We start from the raw sequence: 20,196 nt of genomic DNA, 5'->3' as shown, positions 1-20,196 counted from the left end.
ACCGCCCACACGATACAGATCTGTATTGCCTCTCTGGATACAGGTCTGTATCGTTCCTGGCGCACACAACCGGAGGTACCCATGAAGAAGCTCACCGGCTCGCGCGCGTCCAACCTGGTGGTCGTGCTCGCCGTCGTCATCGTCCCGCTGCTGTACGCGGGCCTGCTGACCCTCACCTACCAGGACCCCACCAACCGTCTGGGAGACATGACCGCCGCCGTCGTCAACGACGACACCGCCTACACCGCCACCCTGGCCAGCGGCAGCACCGAGACGCTCTCCCTGGGGGCGGACCTCACCCAGGCCCTCACCCAGCCCGAGGAGGGCACGGACGTCGGCTTCCGCTGGCAGGCCATGAGCGCGCAGGAGGCCGAGCGGGGACTGCGCACCGAGGAGGTCCGCGCCATCCTCTACATCCCCGCCGACTTCTCCCAGCAGGTCGCAGCAGTCGGGCAGTCCGACCCCTCAGCGGCAGCCACCCAGTCCCTGCGGCTGGTCACCGACGACGGCGTCAACTACCTCACCGGCACCATGGCCACCACTGTCGCCGAGAAGCTCACCAGCACCCTGCAGGCCCAGGGCTCCGAGAAGGTGCTGTCCAGCCTGCTGCTGTCCGTCTCCACGATCCGGGACGGCATGAGCCAGGCCTCCACCGGGGCCAGCGCCGTCGCCACCGGGGCCGCCACCCTGGCCGACGGGAGCAAGACGGCCTCAGACGGGGCGGACTCCCTCTCTGAAGGCGCCGCCACCCTGCAGGTGGGGATCAAGGACCTGGCGGACGGTTCCGTCAGGCTTGACGACGCGCTCCAGGCGCTCTCCACCGGGGCGAGCCAGGCTGGCTCCGGCTCCGCCGCCCTGGCCGACGGGCTGTCCACCATCGCACAGGGCTCCGCCACCGCCTCCAGCAGCTCCACGCGCCTAGCCAGCGGTGCCAGCACCGTGAAGGACGGCGCCAGCGCCCTGGCGCAAGGCACCCAGACCCTGGCGGACTCCACCGGCACGCTGTCCACCGGCACCAGCGCCTTGGCCTCAGGTGCCGGCACGCTGGCTGACGGGGTGCAGGCCTACACCCAGGGCGTGGACCAGGTAGCCTCCGGCGCCTCCCGGCTCCAGCACAGCGCCTCCGCCCTGGCTGACGGCCTGGCCACCACCAAGGCAGACGGCACCCCCGGACTCGCTGGAGCCACAGCCGCCCTGGCTGACGGCCTGGCCACCACCAAGGCAGACGGCACCCCCGGACTCGCTGGAGCCACAGCCGCCCTGGCTGACGGCCTGGCCACCACCAAGGCAGACGGCACCCCCGGACTGGCCGGGGCCTCAGCCGCCCTGGCTGACGGCCTGGCCACCACCAAGGCAGACGGCACCCCCGGACTCGCTGGAGCCGTAAGCACCTACACCGGCTCGGTGGACGCGCTGGCGGCCACCTGCCGTGAGGCCGGGGACAGCAGCGCGACCTGCACCGCCCTGCAGCAGCTCTCCTCCCAGTCAGGCACCCTGACCCAGGCCGTCAGCACGGCAGCTACCAGTGCAGAGTCCTTGAGCGCGGGGGCCACCAGGTCCGCCACAGCCGCCAGCACCCTGGCCGACGGCGCCGCGCGGGCCAGCCAAGGCGCCAACGCCCTGGACGGCGCCACCACCGCTCTGGCCCAGCAGGTCGGCAGCCCCCAGGACCTGACCGTGCCCGGGAGCCCCAGCAGCCCCCAGACGCTGCTGGGCGGCGTCAACGCCCTGGCTGGGGGCCTGCAGCAGGTCACCAGCGCCACGGTGGACGGCGTCGTCGTCCCCGGCGGGAGCTCCCAGGCCCTGAGGCAGGGGGCCACCAGCCTCTCTGCGGGCCTGGGCAGCCTGAACGGGCAGGTACCAGACCTGATCTCTGGCGTGTCCGCTCTGAACGACGGTGCCAGCAACCTGGCCCAGGGCACCTCCTCCCTGTCCCAGGGGGCGGACGCGCTGTCCACCGGACTGGGCAGGCTGCAACAGGGCACCTACCAGGCTGCGGACTCCGCCGGGCAGCTGCGCGACGGGCTGAGCAGGCTGGACACCGGTGCCAGCCAGGCCGCAGCCGGTTCCTCCACGCTGCGTGGCGGCCTGGACCAGGCCCAGACCGGCTCCACGTCCCTGGCCGACGGCGCCAGCAGCCTGGCCGACGGAGTCCAGAAGCTGGAGGACGGCTCCGCCACGCTCTCCACGGGCGCCAGCAGCCTGGCTACCGGGCTGAACGACGGCGTGGACAAGATCCCCGCCTACAACGAGGCCCAGCGCTCGACCGTGGCCCAGACGGCCTCTGCCGTAGCCCAGGTTGAGGCAGTGCGAGAGAACGGCGTGGCCAACAACGGTGCGGGTTTCGCGCCGATGTTCATGAGCCTGGCCCTGTGGATCGGGGGCATCGCCCTGTTCCTGGTCCTGCCCGCCCTGGACAAGCGGGACCACGGTGAGCGCTGGTGGGCCTCCGCGGTGCGCCCGGCCACCACTGCGCTGCTGCTGGCGGTGGCGCAGGCGGTCATCATGATGCTGGTGGTCAACGCGGCCGGTGAGCTGCACGCGGCGAACCTGCTGGGCCTGTGCCTGATGGCGGTGGCCACCTCCGTGTGCTTCATGGCGGTCAACCAGGCCTGCGTGGCGGCCCTGGCCTTCCGGGGGCGTTTCATCTCCATAATCCTGCTGAGCCTGCAGATCACCTCCATGGGGGCGACCTTCCCGATCGAGACCGCTCCCCGGTTCTTCCAGTGGATCCACCCGTGGCTGCCGATGAGCTACACCCAGCTGGCTTTCCGGGAGCTGATCGCTGGCGCTGGCGCGGACGCGGCAGTGGCGCAGGCCCTGGTGGTCCTGGCGGCATGGACGCTGGTGGCGGTGCTAGTGATCTTGCTGGGGGCGCGGATCCGTCGCGGGCCTCGCCCTTTGCCCGCGGACAACGCCTTGGCTCCCACCGCGGCATGAGCGGTAGGACGGCGCAGGTGCCCTGGAGGTACCGGAGGTGACGGGCGGTGAGGGCTGGTCTGGGACGGATATTCCGTTCCCGACCGGCCCGCACCACCTTGGGTGTGCAGGTGACACCAGTTGGAGCACGTGCGGCACGTCTGCCTGACCGGGGCGGGCGGCCTCAGCCTTGGATGACCGGGACTTCGGTCAGGCGGCAGATCAGGCCCCGGAATGAGTTCTCCTTGTCAGCGCCGGGTAGGTCCACTGTGACCGTATCCCCGCCGGGATCGGGCCAGACCACCGGCAGGTTCTGCAAGGCATCGGCCTTAGAAAGGATGTGCAAGGTGGTCAGCGGCGTGAAGCCCTTCTCCGCCTTGTAGTCCGCGGCCAGGTACCGCACCCCGCCCTTGAGCAAGGTCAAGGTCTCAGAAGCCGACGGAAGCCCTAACGCAGCCTCCCACCGGTAGAAGAAAGGACTCGGAAGCTGCAGATCGAGCAACAGGTCCCGGTATCCCTCCCCTACGTACTGAGCCTGGAGGTTGCCGACCAGGAAGGAGCCGATACGGGTGACCTTATCCAAGGTCACCTTCCACGACCCCTTACTGGAGCTACCTACCAGGGGGGCCGTCACGCCTTCGGGTCCCTTGCCTACCGGTCCTTCCGGGGCGGGCTCGGAGCCCTGGGCCAGCACCGCTCGACGCCGCTCGTCAGCCTCCTGCGGGTCAGCAGGCTTCGCCACCACCTCCACACGCCGGTTAGCCGCCCGCGCCTGCTCGTCGCTCCCCTGCACCCTAGGCTCGGACTCACCCTTACCGGACTCCGACACCTGCCACTTGGACAGGTCCATCAGCTCTCCCAGGCGCTTGCGCACGCTAGCAGCCCGCTTCTCCGAAAGCGCCTGGTTGTAGGCATCATCGGCCACGTCGTCGGTATGACCCACGATGCTCAGCGAGCCGCCCGAGGGGTAAAGGCCCAGCTCAGCCACCGCCCCGGCCAGCACACCATCGGCCTGGGCCGACAAGTCAGCCGAGTCCACCGCGAAGGTCACGTCACTAGCCAGGCTCACCGTCACCTGGCCACCATCACGCTGCGTGTCCAAGGACCCGTCCGCCGCCCCCGAGAAGAACTCAATCGGCAGCCCCTGCCCCAAAGAAGCGTTGATCTTTGCCTTACGCAGCCCCTCCATCGCGTCATAACCAGCCTGGCTTGGCTCTACCACCGCCACCCCCAGGGCCACCCCGTAGTTCGGCACCAGCACCTGCACCGACCCCACCTGCGCGTCCAGGGCCCCGTACACCGCAAACAGGTCCACAGGGCTACCGGGGAATATGGTCTGCTCCGTGGTCTTCCAGCCGCCCTCGTCCTGGTTGCGCCACACCAGCCCCTGCTCCAGGGACAGCAGGCACACGTCCCACAGGTCCTTGGCCCCGACCCCCGGGGCAAGAGCACGCTCGGACTCGAAGCGCAGGCGCACCACCGTATGCCCCTCCACCCGCACCGCCGGACCAACCGCCACAGACACAACCCCATTACCTGAGGCGTCCTTCACCTCCAGCCTCGACGCTCCCGCACCCGCCGCGGCCGTCCCCGACGCCGACGGTGCTGCCCCGCCAGAACCTGTTGCCTCCGGCGAGGCACCCCCGGAGGGATCGCCTCCGGCTTCACCGCCTGGATCCTTCTTGCCCCCGCAACCAGCCAGCAGCGGCAGCCCGGCCGCCATCGACCCCAGCAGCACCCCACGACGAGACAGCCCGCTCACAGCACACACTCCTCAGAACCACGACCACAGGGACAACCACCACGCTAAGCACCCGCCACCCCCGAGTCGATGGGCACCCACCCCACCCTCCCCAGGCACACCAGGTACTCCCCGTGCAGACCGCGCCCTATGCAGCCCACGCCCGGTCCCCCAGAGCACAGGACAGCAGCAAGCCCCAAGGCAGGCCCGCGCATCCCCCGGAGCTCCGCGCCCCCGCCCACGCCGACCTGCCCCACAGCACAGGGACGCGGGCTGGTCCGGCCCGACGTGGGTCCTCCCCACGTGGCACCAGCCCAGCCCGCGTCACCGGTGGCTGAACCAGGTCGGGGGCGTGGCGCCCCCGAGCGCTCAGAAGGCCGGGATCACCGAGCCGTCAGTCCAGGTGGTCTTGATGTACTCCCGGAGCCTGTCCGAACCCAGCAGCTCGGCCAGCTTCTTGAGGTGCTCGTTGTCCTTGTCCTCGGTGCGCACCACCAGCAGGTTGGCGTAGGGCGAGCCCTCCCCCTTCTCCAGGGCGATAGCGTCCTTAGAGGGCACCAGGCCGCCGTCAATGGCGTAGTTGCCGTTGATGACGGCGATGTCGGCGTCGGGCAGGGAGGTGACCAGCAGGGAGCCCTCAATGGGGGTGAAGGTCAGGTTCCTGGGGTTGGAGGTCACGTCCGTGTCAGCCGGGACCTTGGCCGCCGGGTCCAGCTCGATCACGCCGTTGTCCGCCAGCAGCCGCAGGCCGCGGGCGAAGTTGGCGGGGTCGGAGTTCAGGATGACCTTGGCGTCCTGGGGCAGGCTGCTCAGGTCCTGGTAGCCCTTCTTGGTGTAGACACCCAGGGGCTCGATGTGCACCTCGGCGATAGAGGTGAAGTCGTACTTCTTCTCCTCCTCCTGGACCTCCAGGAAGTTGGGGGTCTGGTAGAAGTTGGCGGCCAGGGAGCCGTCAGCCAGGGAGGAGTTGGGGGTCTGGTAGTCGTTGATCTCCTTGATGTCCAGGTTCAGGCCGGCCTCCTGGGCCAGGTTGTCCTGCACCCACTGGAGGATGGTGACGTGCGGCTGGGGGGTGGCCCCAATGGTGATGGTGGCGACGCCGTCCTTGACGGTGACGCCCTTGACCCCGCTGGCGGAGTCCGTGGAGGAGCCCGAGCCGCAGGCGGCCAGGGTCAGGGCCAGGGCGCCTGCCAGGGAGCCGGTCAGGACGTGACGGCGGGAGAGCTGGGTAGACATAGGGGTTCCTTTCGGTTGGGCGGCCAGGTGGCCAAGCTGGGGCCGGAGCTTTCCGGCGGTAGTGATTTCTCTGTGCGGCTGCGTCACGGCTGCCGAGACAGTCGTGGCAGCGCCCGGTACGTACAGGTATCTGGCAGGCGGCCGGGGCGGGCCCCAGCCTCCGGAAGGGCTTGTCAGCGGTGGTCCACGGCCCTGCTGAGCAGGTCACCGACCACCTGGATCACGGCGACGATCAGGAGGATCAAGATCACGGTGCACCAGATGACGTCCGGCTGGGAGCGCTGGTGGCCGTACTGGATCGCCAGGTCACCCAGGCCGCCCCCACCTACGGCACCCGCCATCGCGGAGTAGCCCAGCAGGGTGATGAGGGTGACGGTGGCGGACTGGATCAGCACCGGCAGGGCCTCGCGCACGAGCACCCCCCAGGTGATCTGGCTGGCGGAGGCCCCCATCATGAGGGCCGCCTCCACCTTGCCCTGCTCAACATTGTTGAGCGCCGTCTCCACCATGCGCGCGTAGAAGGGGATCGCGCCGACGGTCAGGGGGACGCTCGCTGCCTGCCAGCCCAGCGAGGTCCCCACGAGCATTCGGGTCAGGGGCAGCATGACGACCAGCAGGATGATGAAGGGCAGGGAGCGGCCGATGTTCACCAGCTGGGAGAGCACCTGGTGCAGCAGCGGGTGGGGGTGGCGGCCGCGCACCCCGGTGGTCACCAGGGAGATGCCCAGCAGCAGCCCCAGGATGATCACCAGCACGCCGGAGACCAGGGTCATGGCCAGGGTCTCCAGGGTGGCGGGGCCGAGCTTGTTCTGGATGACCGGGTTACTGAACCAGGTCCTGTCGGCTGCGGCCGTCGCGAGCGCCCAGGCGGCCAGGGGCTGGGTCAGGGGGCTCAGCAGGCTCATGCGCGCACCTCCGCGAGGGTTCCGGCACCGGTAAGGGCTGCCAGGGCGGCCTCGGCCCGCTCCTGGGGGACGGACAGGGCCAGCCGCCCGATCTGTGCGCTGCCGAGGGTCTGGAAGACGCCAGCGGAGACGTCGGCGTCGTAGTCCTTGGCCAGGGCCATGACCGCGGCGGCGGCAGGCTGGCCGGGGTGGGCGGTCAGGGCGACGTCGATCAGCACCTGCCCGGGCTGGCGGGCGGCGTCGGGCACCTCCGGCAGGGGCACAAGGTCCAGGGCCAGTCGGGAGCCAGGGCGGGAGATGATCTCCTCCACCGTGCCGGTCTCCACGACCCGCCCGGCCTCCAGGAGGCTCACGGAGTCGCATACCTGCCGCACCACGCCCATCTCGTGGGTGATGATGACGACGGTGACCCCCAGGCGGTCCCGCACGTCCCGGATCAGCTCCAGGATCTGGCGGGTGGTCTCCGGGTCCAGTGCACTGGTGGGCTCGTCGCACAGCAGTACGTCGGGGTGGTCGGCCAGGGCCCGGGCGATGCCTACGCGCTGCTTCTGCCCCCCGGAGAGCTGGGCGGGGTAGGAGAAGCCCCGGTCAGCCAGGCCTACAAGGTCCAGCATGCGGGAGACGGCCTCATGACGGTGCCCCTTCCTGACGCCCGCCAGGGCCAGGGGGTAGGCGACGTTCTGGGCGGTGGTGCGGGAGTCCAGCAGGTTGGCGTGCTGGAAGACCATGCCGATCTTGCGGCGGGCCTCCCGCAGCTGGGTCGCTGACAGGGCGGTCAGGTCCTGCCCGGCCACCCGCACCTCCCCGGAGGTGGGCCGCTCCAGGGCGGTCAGGCAGCGCACCAGGGTGGACTTTCCGGCGCCGGATGAGCCGACGATGCCGTGGATGGCCCCGGCGGGGACCTCCAGGTCCAGGCCGTCCAGGGCGCGCACCTGGGTGCCGTCCCGCAGGGTGTAGACCTTGTGGACGTCCTTCAGGGAGATCATGGGGGCGGCGGGGGCCGTGGCTGTGGTACCGGTGCTGGGACCAGGGTCGCTGAGCGTGCCAGCTGCCTGCTTGGGTGGCTTGATACCTGGGGTCATGTTCTTCCTCCATCGGTCCTGGCGGAAGCACCCTCTCCGCGATGCGGGGGTTGCTGCAACGTCGTAGAGCCAGGTCTCTCGGTTGCTCTGGATGGTTGCGAGAAAGTTAGCCGGAAGGGGCGTTTTAACGCAAACACCGTCTCACGCAACGGACGAAGGTCACCTTCAGAGCGCCCTTGAAGCGCAGGCGCCCGCCTGAAGGCAACCTGACCACCACCCCGGCAGGTGACCTAGATTACTTTTAGGTTTGAGGCTAGTTGCATCAGGACCCCCTCGCCTCCACTTGTGCATTTTGGCGCGAGTGGCGCGGTTTTCCGGCACCACTCGCGCCAAAATGCACAAGTCGGGGTGGGGTAGGGCACCACCCGTCCCAGACCGCTGGGGCTCTGGGCCACACCAGCGACCTTGTGATAGCCCACATTAGGGACGCCAATCGGCTCTGGTCCCGCCGCGGGTGGCAGGATCGAGCCATGACGCAGACCGACCAGTCCACGCCTACGCCGCCACTCCCCCCAGAACAGGGCCCCGAGCTGTCCACAGACATCCTCGGGGAGCCCTGGGTGGCGCGCAGGATCGACGTGACGGTCAACGAGCAGGCCGCCCCCGGCGCCGACCACGCCGTCCTGGTCCACCAGCGGGCCGCCGTCACCTCCCGGGGCTCCGCCCCCCGGCACGCCCGCGCGGTGCTCTACCTGCACGGCCGCAACGACTACTTCTTCCAGACCTGGCTGGCGGACGCCTTCCTGGACGCTGGTTACGAGTTCTACGCCCTGGACCTGCGGGCCTGCGGCCGGGCCGGACTGGGGCACCCCTGCCCCCACGACGTGCGTAACCTGCGGGTCCACGACGAGGAGATCGGCGAGGCCCTGCGGATCATCCAGGAGGAGCACGGGCACCACTGCGTCATCCTCAACGCCCACTCCACCGGCGGCCTACAGGCGGTGATCTGGGCTGCCGACCACCCCGGCAGCGTGCGCGCCATCACCCTGAACTCTCCCTGGCTACAGCTCAACTCCGGCAGCCTGGTGCGCTCCTACGGCTCCGCCTACGTGGACCTGCTCTCCCGGCGCTTCCCCGAGCGGGAGATCGGCAACCCCAGCGAGACCGAGGCCCACAAGACCGCCCGCCTGGCAGCGCAGGCCAGCCGGGAGAGTGCCCTGGCGGCAGGTGGTTCCGTAGCCGACCTGGACCTGGACAGCATCTCGCCCGGCCCGGTGGAGGACGACGTCTACGCGCGCGTGCTGCACCAGCGCTGGGGCGGGGAGTGGGACTGGGACCTGCGCCTGAAGCCCACCCCGGGCTTCCCGGTGCGTGCGGGCTTCCTGGCCGGGATCCGCCGTCTGCAGCGGGAGGTCAAGCACGGCCTGGGCCTCAAGGTGCCGGTCCTGGTGTGCTGCTCCACGGCCACGGGCGGCCAGGACGCGACCCCGGAGGAGGCGCTGCGCAGCGACGTGGTGCTGTCGGTGGAGCAGATGGTGGAGCGCGCCTCCTGCCTGGGCCGGGACGTGACCATCCGCCAGATCCCCGGTGGTGTGCACGACCTGGCCCTGTCCCCCAGCCCGGCCCGGGAGGACTACCTGTCCACGTTGATCGGCTGGCTGGCGGTGCGCCTGGGCTGAGGCGCCTAGGGCTGCCGGGTGGCGGCCTGCCGGAGCCGGAGACACAGGGAGTCTGAGACGCGCTCTACGACCTCCAGGGTGTCCACGAAGTCGGCCATGGTGCCGTACCAGGGGTCGGGCACGTCCAGGTCCCTGCCTCCGGCCAGGTCCTGGCGGTCAGCCTGCTGGGGCTGCTGGGGCTCGTGGTGGCGGAACAGGTGCACTCGTTCGGGGTCCAGGCCCAGGCTCTCGCAGCGACGGCGCAGCTCCCGGCGGTGGGCGGCGGTCATGGCCAGCAGCAGGTCGGCGTCCCGCAGCTCGGCGTCGCTGACGCGGTGGGCCTGGTGGCGGCTGAGGCGCTGGGAGGTGGCGCGGGCGGCGGGGTCGGCGCCCTGGCCGTAGCCGCGCTCGGCGAGCAGGCGGCGGGCCCGGGAGTCGATGGGGTTGCCGGTCTCCTCCGCAGACACGCCCGCTGAGGTGACGACGACGCCGGTGGGCCCGCTCATCGGCACCCCGGCGGCTACCAGGCGGTCGGTGAGCACGACCTCCGCCATGGCTGAGCGGCAGATGTTGCCGGTGCACACCATGATGACGCGGTAGGGCTGGCCGGGGTGGCGCGGGGCGGGCAGGTCGCGTGGTGCGGCTGTTGCGGTCATGGTGCCGAGGGTCTCACGGCGCCAGCCTCACAGACAGAGGTGCCCGCTGGGTGAATGGTGCGTGCGGGCCCGGTGGCGGGTGGCAGGTGCTCCGGCTACCGGCACCCGCCCTGATGCCCGCACTCATCGACTGCCCGGGACTCTGCCGCGACGGCGCAGGCCCGCAAGCGGCATCGGCACTGGTGGTCCGTCCCGCACCTGGGCCGTACCGGGCAGGGGTACCCACGCCCAGGAACACCTATCAGTGCCCACAGGCCGTAATACTGGCCCCATGTCCCCTGACCCTGCACCGGACGACGACGCCACCTGCTCCGACGACGCCGTCGCCCCCAAGGACCAGCAGCCGAGTGAGCCGCCTGCTGAAGACGCCGCGAGCGCCGTCGCCGCTGACAGCCCAGCCAAGGCAAGCGACCACACCGACGCGGTCGCGAGCACCACCGAGACTGAAGCCAAGGCCAAGGTGGCCAAGGCACACCGCGATTACTTTGACAATCCCGAACCCACCCGCGCGAGCTCAATCCTCGCGGCCTTCGAGTGGGGTGCAGGACTGACCCTGGTGGTCTCCGTATGCGCGATCCTCTGGTGGCAGATCACGCTCACGGAACCGCCATCACCACCTGTGCCTCCCCACTTCCTTCTATATCCGTTAGGGATCTTCTTTGTGTGGCTCACGGACCTGGCAGGCAGCCAGCACAAGCTTGTGCTGACGCTGCAGCTCCTGCTCATAGGCGGGATAGGGGCCGCGCTGATGCTGCCGCTGTGCATCTGGCACGTCCTCTACGTGATTACTTTGGACACCTGCGACTGGAAGCCCACACTGGTGATGACTGCGGGACTGAGCCTCATCACGATCGCAGCCGCTGACCTGCTGCGCCGCTGGCTGGTATGCCACCCCGGCAAGAAGCCCAGACCGACCGTTAGCAAGCCCTGGCGCTATGCGGTCGCGGCGGTTCCCGCCCTGCTGGTGCTCGGCATGCACGCCGCACCTCTTTACTGGCCGCGCTTTGAGGTCTCTCAGACCGTGGCGGCACCCGCCCAGCTTCCCGCGCTGGCAAGCAGCGCCCAGGGCGAGGTGGCCTGGACCTTCACCGCGGACAAGGTTCTGGGAGTGGTGGCCGGGGCGGCGGGCCCGGTCCTGCTGCAGAAGGACGGCGTCTACGGGGTCAACCCGGAGGACGGGTCAATCACCTGGCGTTACCGCCGTGCCCCCGCCTCCATCCTCTCACTCGGTAACGCCGCCACCGGCTACAGCACTGCGCTCACCAGCCCGGACCTCCGCTACATGGCGGTGCGATTCCAGTCCTTCCATTACCGCGGGATCCCCGATACCACCTGGCTCGTGGTCATTGACACCACCACCGGCAAGGTCACCGTCAACAGGCGCTCCGATCCTTGGGGCTCCCTGCAGATCACTGACTCGGTTATTGCCGACGGCGCCCAGGTCCTGCGCCTGGAGGACGGGCGCCCCCTGTGGCGGTTGCCTGACTCAGCCCGGGAGGTATTTGAGGTCAGGTACGAGAACTGGGAGGTGTATTACCGGGGCTTCGTGGGGACCGGCGGGCACAGCGTGCTGCTGGCCACCAATGGCAACGGGCTCGACAGCCTGGACGTGCTCGCACAGGAGGATGGCACCAAGCTCGGCACATTGACCGGGCTGGTCACAGATCCACTCACGCGCTTTCCGCTGGTCCAGGGAGGTTGGGCCGCCCAGTGGGATGACCCGCAGGCCGCGCAGGCCGCCCTGTCTGACGGTGGCGACCCCGATCGCCTGGTCGAGGGCGCTCCAGCGCACGCTGTCAACGTGGACGCCTTGGCGCAGGGCGGTGCCTCGCCTGTGCCTCTGGGGACCGTCTCTGGCGTCAACACAATGATGAGCACCGCTTCCGGAGACCTGTGCCTGATGGGGAAACGCCCGGCGCATATGGATATCGATGGGTCAAAGACCCCGAAAGAAGGGCAGATCACGCCCGTAGCCACCGTGCTTAGCACGGCCTCTGGTCAGGCGCACCCCGCCATCCAGGACGCGGGAGTGGGGGCCTCGACGCTGCAGATAGACGCCGGCAAGGATTCTCAGGCGTCCGAGGGGCAGCTCCGGCTGCTGGCTGGCGACGGTGTCACGGAGGCTACCGGCACGGTTACCAGGCAGACCGCCCTATACTTGTTCAGCCGGGAGCTACGGCCCTACTTCTACGAGAACCCCGACTTGACGCTTGTTAGCACTCCCGGAGCGATAGTGGTAACCAACGAGGCTGGCCACACCTGGCCCGTAAAACGTGACAAGTCAACCACCGTGACCCGCCTCTATGGCATCAGGAGCCAGCGATGAGGACGTCACTGCGCGCACGCGCCATTGCGACGGCACTGGTGGCTCTCACCCTGCTGACCGGTTGCCAGCCCACCACCGTCATGGAGTGGTCACCGTTCAGTGTGATCCAAGCTGCGACCCCAACCGTCAAGGAACTGAAGGGCGACAGCTGGGCATGGTCGGTCACCGCCATCCCGACTGAGCACGGCTGGCGACTTAGGTCCGGCTCCGTGCCAGAGGCAAAGGCGACCCGCTTCGGCCCGGTGGTGCGGTTCTACGGCAAATCCGCAGAGCCAGCTAACTTCCACCATGTGTTGTTCGGCCTGTCACCAGAGGGTGCCACCAGGTGGTCGCGTGAGATCATCGCGCCTGACAACTACCATGGCAGCCTGGGCCCACGACTAGAGGTCAGCCCGGACGGTCGTTTCCTGGCGCTGGCGACACAGACTCACGTGCTTGACGGAAACGGCAACACTGCCAGCGGATACGTGCTGCTGGACGCGGAGTCGGGCAGGACCGTGCGAAAAGGCGCCGTGCTTGGGAATTTGCTCGGACTCGCCTTGACCAACTCGGAGATGGTTATACAGACCTCTGGCACGGACTTTCCCGCAGGACTGGACTGGTCCCCGAACCCAGCAGCCTTCACCGGGCCATCTCGGTTGACACGCTTCCCACTGGCCGACGGCAAGGCTGCCCCCAAGATACAGAACACCTCGCAGTGGCTGGCAGGGGCGGGGGCAAGCACCTTGCTGACCTCGGACGCACAGCCATCTGAGTCGTCATATAACCCGTATGGAATAGCCCTTACTGGTAGTTTGACCTCAGTCGATCTGGTTGACACGGAGGGCCAGGTCAGCGGCACCGTCACCGGCGTGCGAAACGTGCTTCACAACGCCGTGATCGAGCGCTGTGAGCCGACAGCCGACGAGGACGCCGACACACTGCAGAACTGCGAGCTCTATGAGCCGGAGTCCGGGGCGCGTGTCTCCACTGCGGGCTTGTACGCATTGCAAGCCAGTGGCCCCACTGAGGAGGTGGTGGTGCTGACCCGCCAGCAGACCGGCTCCGACGGCAGGGTCGTAACCAGGGAACCTCAGTCCTGGAGCCTTGGCGCTACCACCCCCAGCACGCAGGCACGCCCCTGGATGGTGAACCGGAAACTTGGCCTTGAGGTCCACACCGTCGGCGTCGACAAGATCAAGTTGTGGTGAGGCGACAGGAAAGGCAGCGACATGACTGAAGAGCGAGTCGACGGCGCCGACGGCGCAGCCACCGCTGAGGCCACGGCCACGGCCAGCGCGTCCGGCCAGCGCCAGTGGGCGTCCATCGTCTCGGCCTTGCGCCGGGGCTGCCTGCTGACGCTGCTGGCCTCCATAGGACTGTTCTGTTGGTGGCGGTATACGAACGTAGCCCCGCCCGGACATACGTACCTGGCTGCACTGGCTGGTCTGACCGTCCTGATCCCGGTGATCTGGCTCAGCGGCATCGATGGCTACGAGAGCAAGCGCGGCCTGGTCGTGCGGCTCCTGCTCATGGCAGCTCTGGGGGCAGTGCTCGCGAAGCTGCTCAAGGCTAACCTCATGGAGGACATCCAGACCTTCAAGCTGGTGCCGCATGAGTCCAGCGCCCTGCTCGCCGCCGGAGTCAGCTACACCGCTGCTCTGATGGCGGACCTGACCCGGCGGTGGCTTCAGAGCAATCCCAGGTCTGACACATATCCAGAGCTGTCCAGACCTTGGCAGCTCGCGGTGGCCGCCTTGCCTGCGGTCCTGATGCTGGCGAACGTCGCCAGTCCGTTTGCGCTGCTGCGCTTTGACCGGTCAGTGACTGTGCCGACACCGGCTGCGCTGCCGCAGATGCCCAGCAGCGTCACCGGCGAGGTGGCCTGGACCTTGAGCACGGACGAGGTGGAGGACGTCGTCGCCGGGGCGGCTGGCCCTGTGCTCATCAAGCGGGATGGGGCCTATGGCATCAACCCAGAGGATGGCTCCATCACCTGGAGCTACCGCCTACCAGGCACCACGGTCATGAACGAAGACCGTGAGGAGTGTGGCCAGGACCGCCCAGTGGTCAGCCCGGACCGGCGGCACCTGGCGCTGCGTCTCGTCGCCAAGGACGCCAGGGACAAGGAGCGGCGCGCAACCCACCTGGTGGTCCTGGACACCTCAACCGGAGCCGTGACCTTGAAGCGGCGTTCTGCCTACGGGTACTCCGTGCAGCTCACTGACTCGGTGGTGGCCGATGGCCCCCAGGTAGTCAGGCTCAGTGACGGGCGCACGCTGTGGCAGATCAAACTGCCGGAGAAACCCGGACAGAAGCACGGAGCGCGCGGTGACGCCGATGACAACGGCCCCGAGTTCTGCGGTTTCAGTGGCCAGGGTGGGCACGCGACGCTGCTGGTTCCGGCGGCCGAGCAGGCAGATTCCTTTTCCTTGGACCTGTTCTCCGAGTCCGGGAGCAAGGTCGGGGAGGTCACTGGGGTGGTCGAGGACCCCTGGAGCGGTGGGTCTCAGGTCAGAGGCGGTTGGATAGCCCAGTGGGATGACCCGGTTGCCGCCCGGGAGGCATTGAAGAGTCAGGAGGCTCAGGACGAGCTTATCGACGGCGCCCCCGCGCACGCCGTCAACGTGGACGCCTTGGCTGCCGGCGAGGCTACCCCGGTGCCGCTGGGCACGGTATCCGGCCTGAATACAGGAATGACCATGCGTTCAGGGGACCTCTGCCTGATGGGGCGACGCAGAGATGGGCGAGTGGATGCCCATGATCCGCTCAGGCAGCAGTTCGTGAACGTGGTCAGCGTCCTGCGGGCGGACACCGGTCAGGTCCATCCCGGCAACCAGGACCCGGGGACTGCGGCGGCGTCATTGACGTTTGAGGAGGTGCAGGATGGTGGCGGCCGGCTCCACCTGCTTCCCGGCGACGGCTCAGCAGGCACCACCATCGAGATACCTACGACCGCTGGCGCCCATTTCCCTAGCTTTCCGATGCCTCCAGCCCATGACATAGGAGGCAGGCCCTCTAAGGAGCTGCGGATGCTGAACTCACCCGGCGCGGTGCTGGTGATATCCAAGGTCGGCTACTCCCAGCCCGGGTACTCCACGATCTACCGGGTCTACGGAATCAGGAGCAAATGATGAGACTGCGTCAACGCTCCCACGCCATAGCGGCAGTCTGCGCTGCCCTGACTCTGCTGGCAGGCTGCCACCTGCCCGCCACCTCCACCCATCTCCGATCCAAGGTCTCACCCGACGAGGCAGTCCTGCAGGTGGTCGAGAAAAACGCCACCGGGGAGCCTGACTTCCTCAAGCCACTGGAACGGGAGCAGGACGGTTGGGACAGGTCCGTGGAGCACTTGGGCGACATCCGGTCCCACGCCAGCCCCCAGGGACCGGTCATGGTTGTCAGTCACTACGGCTTGGACGAGTATCCCCCGGGTTTTGAGGTGGCGGCCCTGACTCCAGATGGTGCTGTGCGCTGGTCTCAGGAGCTCAGGTCGAGGATCAGCTTCAACGATTTCCATGGGATGCGTTCCGAGCTGAGCCCGGATGGGCGGTTCCTCGGCCTGACTGCGGCCTCACACGATCTGCATCCGCTCGACCAGGCGGTGGTAGCTTATGCGGTACTTGAAACGGAGACCGGCGCAGTGGTTCGCACGGGAACCGAGGCAGGCGTGCTGCTAGGGATGTCCCTGACCAACACGGATATGGTTATTCAGACCTCCGGCACAGACTTTCCAGCCGGACTGGACTGGTCTGAGAACCCTCACGCCTTGACCGGGCCCTCCACGCTCACACGACTTCCTCTGGCTGACCGCCAAGCGGCGGCGCAGGTACAGCACACCGATCTTTGGCTGGTTGCTGCGGACGGCGAGTCTCTTTTCCTGTCAGACACGCCCCTGCGGGACCTAGATGACCGTGAGTTCAGGCACAGCATCGCCACGGTGAGCCTTATGGACACCTCAGGCACGGTCACCGGCACTGTCACGGGCGTTAAACTGGTGTCCCCTGACGGTGTGCTGCATCGCTGCGAGCCGCAGTCTGCTGGCGAGACTGAAGACACCCAGACCTGTGAGCTCTATGCGCCGGGAACCGGTGCACGCACACCCACGACTGGCTTATTTGCCCAGTACCAGGTAGGGGCCACGCAGAACCTCATCCAGCTGTATCAGCAGGTTGTCGAGACGACGCCGGACGGTGAGAAGACAAAGTACGTCCTGGCCTCATGGAGCATCGGCGCTGCCACTCCCAGCACGGACCCGCAGATTGAGTGCTCGGGCATAATAGGTTTGTCCTGCAGGACCACGACCATCCCGCAGGCTGGCTGAGGCATAGAACCTCCCACCTGGCTACTGCTGAGTTGTAAAGCCCCTTCCCCACACCCAGTTCCCTCCCGGGAAGACGCGCACGTCCCAACACCGACCCCGGGAGGATTGGCGGCTCTTCACAGTTGAGGGTGTGGGTGGGGTTGGTGTGTTGGTGCCTGGGTGGGGGTCGAGGTGTTCCAGTGGTGGGGGTTGCTGCATCAGCCCGTCTGGAAGACCTCGATGTGTCTAACGCTACCCTGGCTGTCCCTGGCTTGACCATGTCCACCGGCCTTGAGGGGCTCGGTGGGGAGGTCACCGGCCAACGCCTTGAGCCCGAGCGTGCGGTGCTGGCCTGCCGCGTGGTCGAGCCAGATGAGTGGTGCCACTGGCGGGCGGCCTGGGGGTGGCTCGTGACACGGTGACCAGGCAGCTGGCTCATGGCCCTTTGGGTGGAGACCCACCACGCTGCTAGTAACCGTGCGCCGCTACCGCTGCCAGGGGTGTGGGCACCTGTGGCGCCAGGATGCCAGCCAGGTGGCCAGCCGCGTGCCAAGGCCTCCCGGGCCGGTGTGCACTGGGGCCTGGAGGCACTGGTGTGCCAGCACCTGTCCATGGCCCGGGTCGCCCAAGGGCTGGGTGTCTCGTGGAACACGGCCAACGACGCGGTCCTGGCCGAGGCACGCTGGGCGCTGATCGATGATCCGTCCCGATTGGAAGGTGTCACCGTGCTTGGGGTCGATGAGCACTGCTGGCGCCACACTCGCCGGGGGAGAAGTACGTGACCGTGGTCATCGACCTAACTGCTGTGCATGAGGGCACCGGCAGGGCACGGCTGCTGGACATGGCCCGGGCCGCTCCGAGCAGGCCCTGGGGGGCCTGGCTGGCCCAGCACCCCTCGGGAGTGGCGGGAGGCGGTGGAGGGGGTTGCGATGAACGGGTTTACCGGTTTCAAGACCACTAGTGCCCAGGAGCTGGCCCAGGCCAACGCGGTGCTGCCCCCTTCCACGGTGTCCACCTGGCAGGTGAGGCCCTGGAGGGGTGCCGACGCCGTGCCCGGCAGCAGCTGCACGGTCACCGGGGCCTGGCCAGTGACGCGCTCTACCGGGCGCAGCGTCTGCTGCGTACCGGCACCAACCTGCTCACCGGCCCTCAGCACCCCCGCCTGGAGGCGCTGTTCGCAAACGATGATCACCTCCAGGTTGAAGCCACCTGGGGCGTGTACCAGAAGATGGTTGCCGCTTACCGCCAGCCCGACAGGGCCAAGGACAAGAGCATCATGCGGGCGCTGATCACCTCGATCTCCGATGGCGTCCCGGCTGCTCTCAGCGAGGTCATCACCCTGGGCCGCACGCTCAAAAGGCGGCCGGTTGACATGCTGGCCTACTTCGACCGCCCCCACACCACAGTCGGCCCACCCAGGCAATTAACGGCCACCCGTAACACCTACGTGGCAGCACCCTGGGATTCCGCAACCCAGCCAACTACAACACCCGCAGCCTGCTCGAAACAGGAGGATTCAGACCCCACCTACACCCTCAACTGTGAAGAGCCGAGCACCACCCACCCATCCCGCGGGCACGGTCCAACTCAGCCGACCCTTCCTGTAGTGGTGCTGGGCCCGCAACCCCCAGCCTGGCCAATCTCACGACCAATGAGCAGGCGCTGGTTATTGTCCCAGTCATCACGACTCCTCCAGCCCGGCCGAGCGATAGAGCCACTTACACGATCTCACTGAAAGACCCCTACTGCGTACCCGCACCGAACTGCTCACCGACCGTCAGCGCGTCCGGCTCCAGGACATGTTTGCCGCTGACGACAACGTAAAAGTGGAAGCGACACGGGGTATCTGCCCCAAGATGGTCGCCGCCCCCGGCACCAAGCTTGCCGCCGGGGGCGCACCCTATGGCCGAGGTAATCGCAGACATAAGCACTTGCGTACCCATGCACTGACCGAGATGATAATGCTGGGCCGGACACTGAAGAAATGCAGCCCTAACGTGCTAACCTAGTTCGACCGCCACGGCACCACCAATGGTCCCACCGAGACCATCAATGACCGACTGGAGCGCACGCGCCGCCCCGCCCTGGGCTTCCGCAATCTGGCCAACTACACCACCCGCAGCCTACTAGAGACCGGAGGATTCAGACCCCGCCTACACCCTCAATTGGAAAATGAGCCAATAAAGGCCAACCTCGAAAATCGAGCCTGTAATTACAAGCACGGGGCGTCCGTAGATGCAGGCAAGGGGTAATCTCGGCCATTTTTTTGCTCAAGCCTGCCTGTATTGAGTGCTTCTCGTAGGTCTGAGAGGTTCGGCGACAGTACTGCATTTCCGGTCAGAAAACCCTTGAGCACAACCTCGTTCCCTTTGTAGCAAATGCGCGAATCCACTCCATACCGCCCATATATGTCCTGTTTTTTGGAAATAGTTTTGCGTCCGTCGTCCCCCAAGGCCACCAGTTCATCAGGCACCCAGATTCGATGGATGCTCGCGAAGTCGTCGAAAGGCAGAGACACGATTATCGGACTAGGTACCTTGTGTATGGTTCCATCATCTTGCTTAAGAGTAATATTTAGTTTGTATAAGTATACGCTTAATCGACTGTATTTGTCACCTAATATCCTAATTGGAAAACTGATGCTCGCGGCACCATTGGGCGGGACGTCTACCCCCGACCCGAGGTCCAGGTCGATCTTCGTGCCGATAACAGGATCTACCGGTAGTTCAATTACCCTGCACACCCCCGCCCTAATGGGGCCGCCATCACCTAGACCTGTAGGACATGGCTCCATATACTTGTAGTCTTCTATCGTTATCCAGGCCTTGTCTATTACCGCATTGCTGTTCCCACTGTTCCTGATTGTTAGGTTGACTCCTCCTTGCGCACCCACATCCGCTGCATGACTATAGACCTTAGGCGTGAATTGCAGTTCGGGAGACGGGTAAATACCCTGCAAGTTATGAATGACAGTTGTTAGCGCCGCAAAAAATCCAACAACTGCGACGACGGTGCCCCACGGGTGCCTTTTGACCCTTCGAATCATCGAGTGGAAGGGTTTTGATTCGTGCACACTAGCCGCCTTGCCAGGTTTAACCACAGGCTGGTTTGCTTCGCATGCTTTCGCTGCGTTGGCGACCTCTTCGTCCGCTTTGCCCTGCTGTTTGGGGCTGTCGTCACTCATGAGTTCCCCTAATGGAGTCGATTAGGTTAGTGGGCAAATGCTTTCATTTCATTCTACAGGACGTCGTAGCGGGAGCCAAGGCCAGAGTGACAGAGCACAGCTATGATAGATATAACCTATATGCCTGACCAAATGTAATGGAGTCAACTATCCTCGTTTTGCGTAGACGGGAGCTACCTGCAAGGCCCCAGAAGGTTAGAAAACTATTGCATGATCGCTTATTGTTTAGCGCGACGTTACTGTTGCTGAGACATGTCTAGGGGCGGT

Annotated in this window: 12 protein-coding genes, 2 pseudogenes and 1 riboswitch; of the genes and pseudogenes, 8 read left to right on the top strand and 6 right to left on the bottom strand. The window is 66.8% G+C overall.

Annotated elements, in window-relative coordinates:
* The first annotated feature begins 81 nt into the window (after nt 1-81).
* The gene (locus JG540_RS00565; RefSeq protein WP_200276040.1) at nt 82-2,940 is read left to right on the top strand and encodes a YhgE/Pip domain-containing protein; all 2,859 of its coding nucleotides are present in this window, start codon (nt 82-84) and stop codon (nt 2,938-2,940) included.
* 163 nt (nt 2,941-3,103) lie between these two features.
* Here the strand turns inward: JG540_RS00565 and JG540_RS00560 are convergent, their stop codons facing one another.
* From JG540_RS00560 to JG540_RS00545, 4 genes are all read right to left on the bottom strand, one after another.
* Complete coding sequence (locus tag JG540_RS00560) at nt 3,104-4,444, bottom strand: OmpA family protein (protein ID WP_325133062.1); 1,341 nt, start codon at nt 4,442-4,444, stop codon at nt 3,104-3,106.
* Between the two features lie 585 nt (nt 4,445-5,029).
* A complete protein-coding gene (locus tag JG540_RS00555) occupies nt 5,030-5,896 on the bottom strand; it encodes a MetQ/NlpA family ABC transporter substrate-binding protein (protein WP_200276039.1) in 867 nt (288 codons plus the stop codon).
* Nucleotides 5,897-6,069: 173 nt separating this feature from the next.
* A complete protein-coding gene (locus tag JG540_RS00550) occupies nt 6,070-6,801 on the bottom strand; it encodes a methionine ABC transporter permease (protein WP_200276037.1) in 732 nt (243 codons plus the stop codon).
* Nucleotides 6,798-7,883 carry a methionine ABC transporter ATP-binding protein gene (locus tag JG540_RS00545; RefSeq protein WP_234042824.1) on the bottom strand — a complete coding sequence of 362 codons (1,086 nt, stop codon included), beginning with the start codon at nt 7,881-7,883 and terminating at the stop codon, nt 6,798-6,800. The genes JG540_RS00550 and JG540_RS00545 overlap by 4 nt, the downstream gene beginning before the upstream one ends.
* Before the next feature lie 6 nt (nt 7,884-7,889).
* Nucleotides 7,890-7,981: riboswitch (SAM riboswitch) on the bottom strand.
* 372 nt (nt 7,982-8,353) lie between these two features.
* On the opposite strand from JG540_RS00545, the gene JG540_RS00540 reads away from it, so the two are divergent.
* A complete protein-coding gene (locus JG540_RS00540; RefSeq protein WP_200276035.1) occupies nt 8,354-9,502 on the top strand; it encodes an alpha/beta fold hydrolase in 1,149 nt (382 codons plus the stop codon).
* A 5-nt stretch (nt 9,503-9,507) separates the two neighbouring features.
* On the opposite strand, the gene JG540_RS00535 is transcribed toward JG540_RS00540, so the two are convergent.
* Nucleotides 9,508-10,137: a low molecular weight protein-tyrosine-phosphatase gene (locus JG540_RS00535; RefSeq protein ID WP_407648330.1), complete on the bottom strand. Its 630-nt coding sequence runs from the start codon at nt 10,135-10,137 to the stop codon at nt 9,508-9,510.
* Between the two features lie 271 nt (nt 10,138-10,408).
* Between JG540_RS00535 and JG540_RS00530 the strand changes: the two genes are divergently transcribed.
* The 6 genes and pseudogenes from JG540_RS00530 to JG540_RS10690 form a co-directional block, all read left to right on the top strand.
* Nucleotides 10,409-12,463, top strand: a complete 2,055-nt coding sequence (locus JG540_RS00530; RefSeq protein ID WP_200276033.1) for a hypothetical protein — start codon at nt 10,409-10,411, stop codon at nt 12,461-12,463.
* Entirely contained in the window at nt 12,460-13,653 is a 1,194-nt protein-coding gene (locus JG540_RS00525) for a hypothetical protein (RefSeq protein ID WP_200276031.1), read from the top strand. The genes JG540_RS00530 and JG540_RS00525 overlap by 4 nt, the downstream gene beginning before the upstream one ends.
* A gap of 21 nt (nt 13,654-13,674) precedes the next feature.
* The gene (locus JG540_RS00520) at nt 13,675-15,576 is read left to right on the top strand and encodes a hypothetical protein (protein ID WP_200276029.1); all 1,902 of its coding nucleotides are present in this window, start codon (nt 13,675-13,677) and stop codon (nt 15,574-15,576) included.
* Nucleotides 15,576-16,766 (top strand): hypothetical protein, encoded by a 1,191-nt coding sequence (locus JG540_RS00515; protein WP_200276027.1) that lies wholly within the window; start codon nt 15,576-15,578, stop codon nt 16,764-16,766. The genes JG540_RS00520 and JG540_RS00515 overlap by 1 nt, the downstream gene beginning before the upstream one ends.
* Nucleotides 16,767-16,987: 221 nt before the next feature.
* A pseudogene (locus tag JG540_RS00510) lies at nt 16,988-18,290 on the top strand (ISL3 family transposase).
* A 482-nt stretch (nt 18,291-18,772) separates the two neighbouring features.
* Nucleotides 18,773-18,997 (top strand): annotated as a pseudogene (locus JG540_RS10690) (transposase); the annotation flags it as partial.
* On the opposite strand, the gene JG540_RS00500 reads toward JG540_RS10690, so the two are convergent.
* On the bottom strand, nt 18,958-19,929 hold the full coding sequence (locus JG540_RS00500; protein ID WP_200276025.1) for a hypothetical protein: 972 nt from the start codon (nt 19,927-19,929) through the stop codon (nt 18,958-18,960). The pseudogene JG540_RS10690 and the gene JG540_RS00500 overlap by 40 nt on opposite strands.
* Between the last annotated feature and the right edge of the window lie 267 nt (nt 19,930-20,196).

The sequence above is a fragment of the Actinomyces weissii genome, from assembly GCF_016598775.1.
In the GTDB taxonomy this organism is placed as follows: Bacteria; Actinomycetota; Actinomycetes; order Actinomycetales; family Actinomycetaceae; genus Actinomyces; species Actinomyces weissii.
The sequence above is the reverse complement of the archived record's forward strand: the minus strand, read 5'-3'. Positions and strand labels throughout refer to the sequence as shown.

Coding starts and splice junctions, on each gene's coding strand:
- JG540_RS00550 (WP_200276037.1), bottom strand. CDS start 6,801: ATGAGCCTGCTGAGCCCCCTGACCCAGCCCCTGGCCGCCTGGGCGCTC.
- JG540_RS00530 (WP_200276033.1), top strand. CDS start 10,409: ATGTCCCCTGACCCTGCACCGGACGACGACGCCACCTGCTCCGACGAC.
- JG540_RS00515 (WP_200276027.1), top strand. CDS start 15,576: ATGAGACTGCGTCAACGCTCCCACGCCATAGCGGCAGTCTGCGCTGCC.
- JG540_RS00565 (WP_200276040.1), top strand. CDS start 82: ATGAAGAAGCTCACCGGCTCGCGCGCGTCCAACCTGGTGGTCGTGCTC.
- JG540_RS00525 (WP_200276031.1), top strand. CDS start 12,460: ATGAGGACGTCACTGCGCGCACGCGCCATTGCGACGGCACTGGTGGCT.
- JG540_RS00555 (WP_200276039.1), bottom strand. CDS start 5,896: ATGTCTACCCAGCTCTCCCGCCGTCACGTCCTGACCGGCTCCCTGGCA.
- JG540_RS00545 (WP_234042824.1), bottom strand. CDS start 7,883: ATGACCCCAGGTATCAAGCCACCCAAGCAGGCAGCTGGCACGCTCAGC.
- JG540_RS00520 (WP_200276029.1), top strand. CDS start 13,675: ATGACTGAAGAGCGAGTCGACGGCGCCGACGGCGCAGCCACCGCTGAG.
- JG540_RS00535 (WP_407648330.1), bottom strand. CDS start 10,137: ATGACCGCAACAGCCGCACCACGCGACCTGCCCGCCCCGCGCCACCCC.
- JG540_RS00540 (WP_200276035.1), top strand. CDS start 8,354: ATGACGCAGACCGACCAGTCCACGCCTACGCCGCCACTCCCCCCAGAA.
- JG540_RS00500 (WP_200276025.1), bottom strand. CDS start 19,929: ATGAGTGACGACAGCCCCAAACAGCAGGGCAAAGCGGACGAAGAGGTC.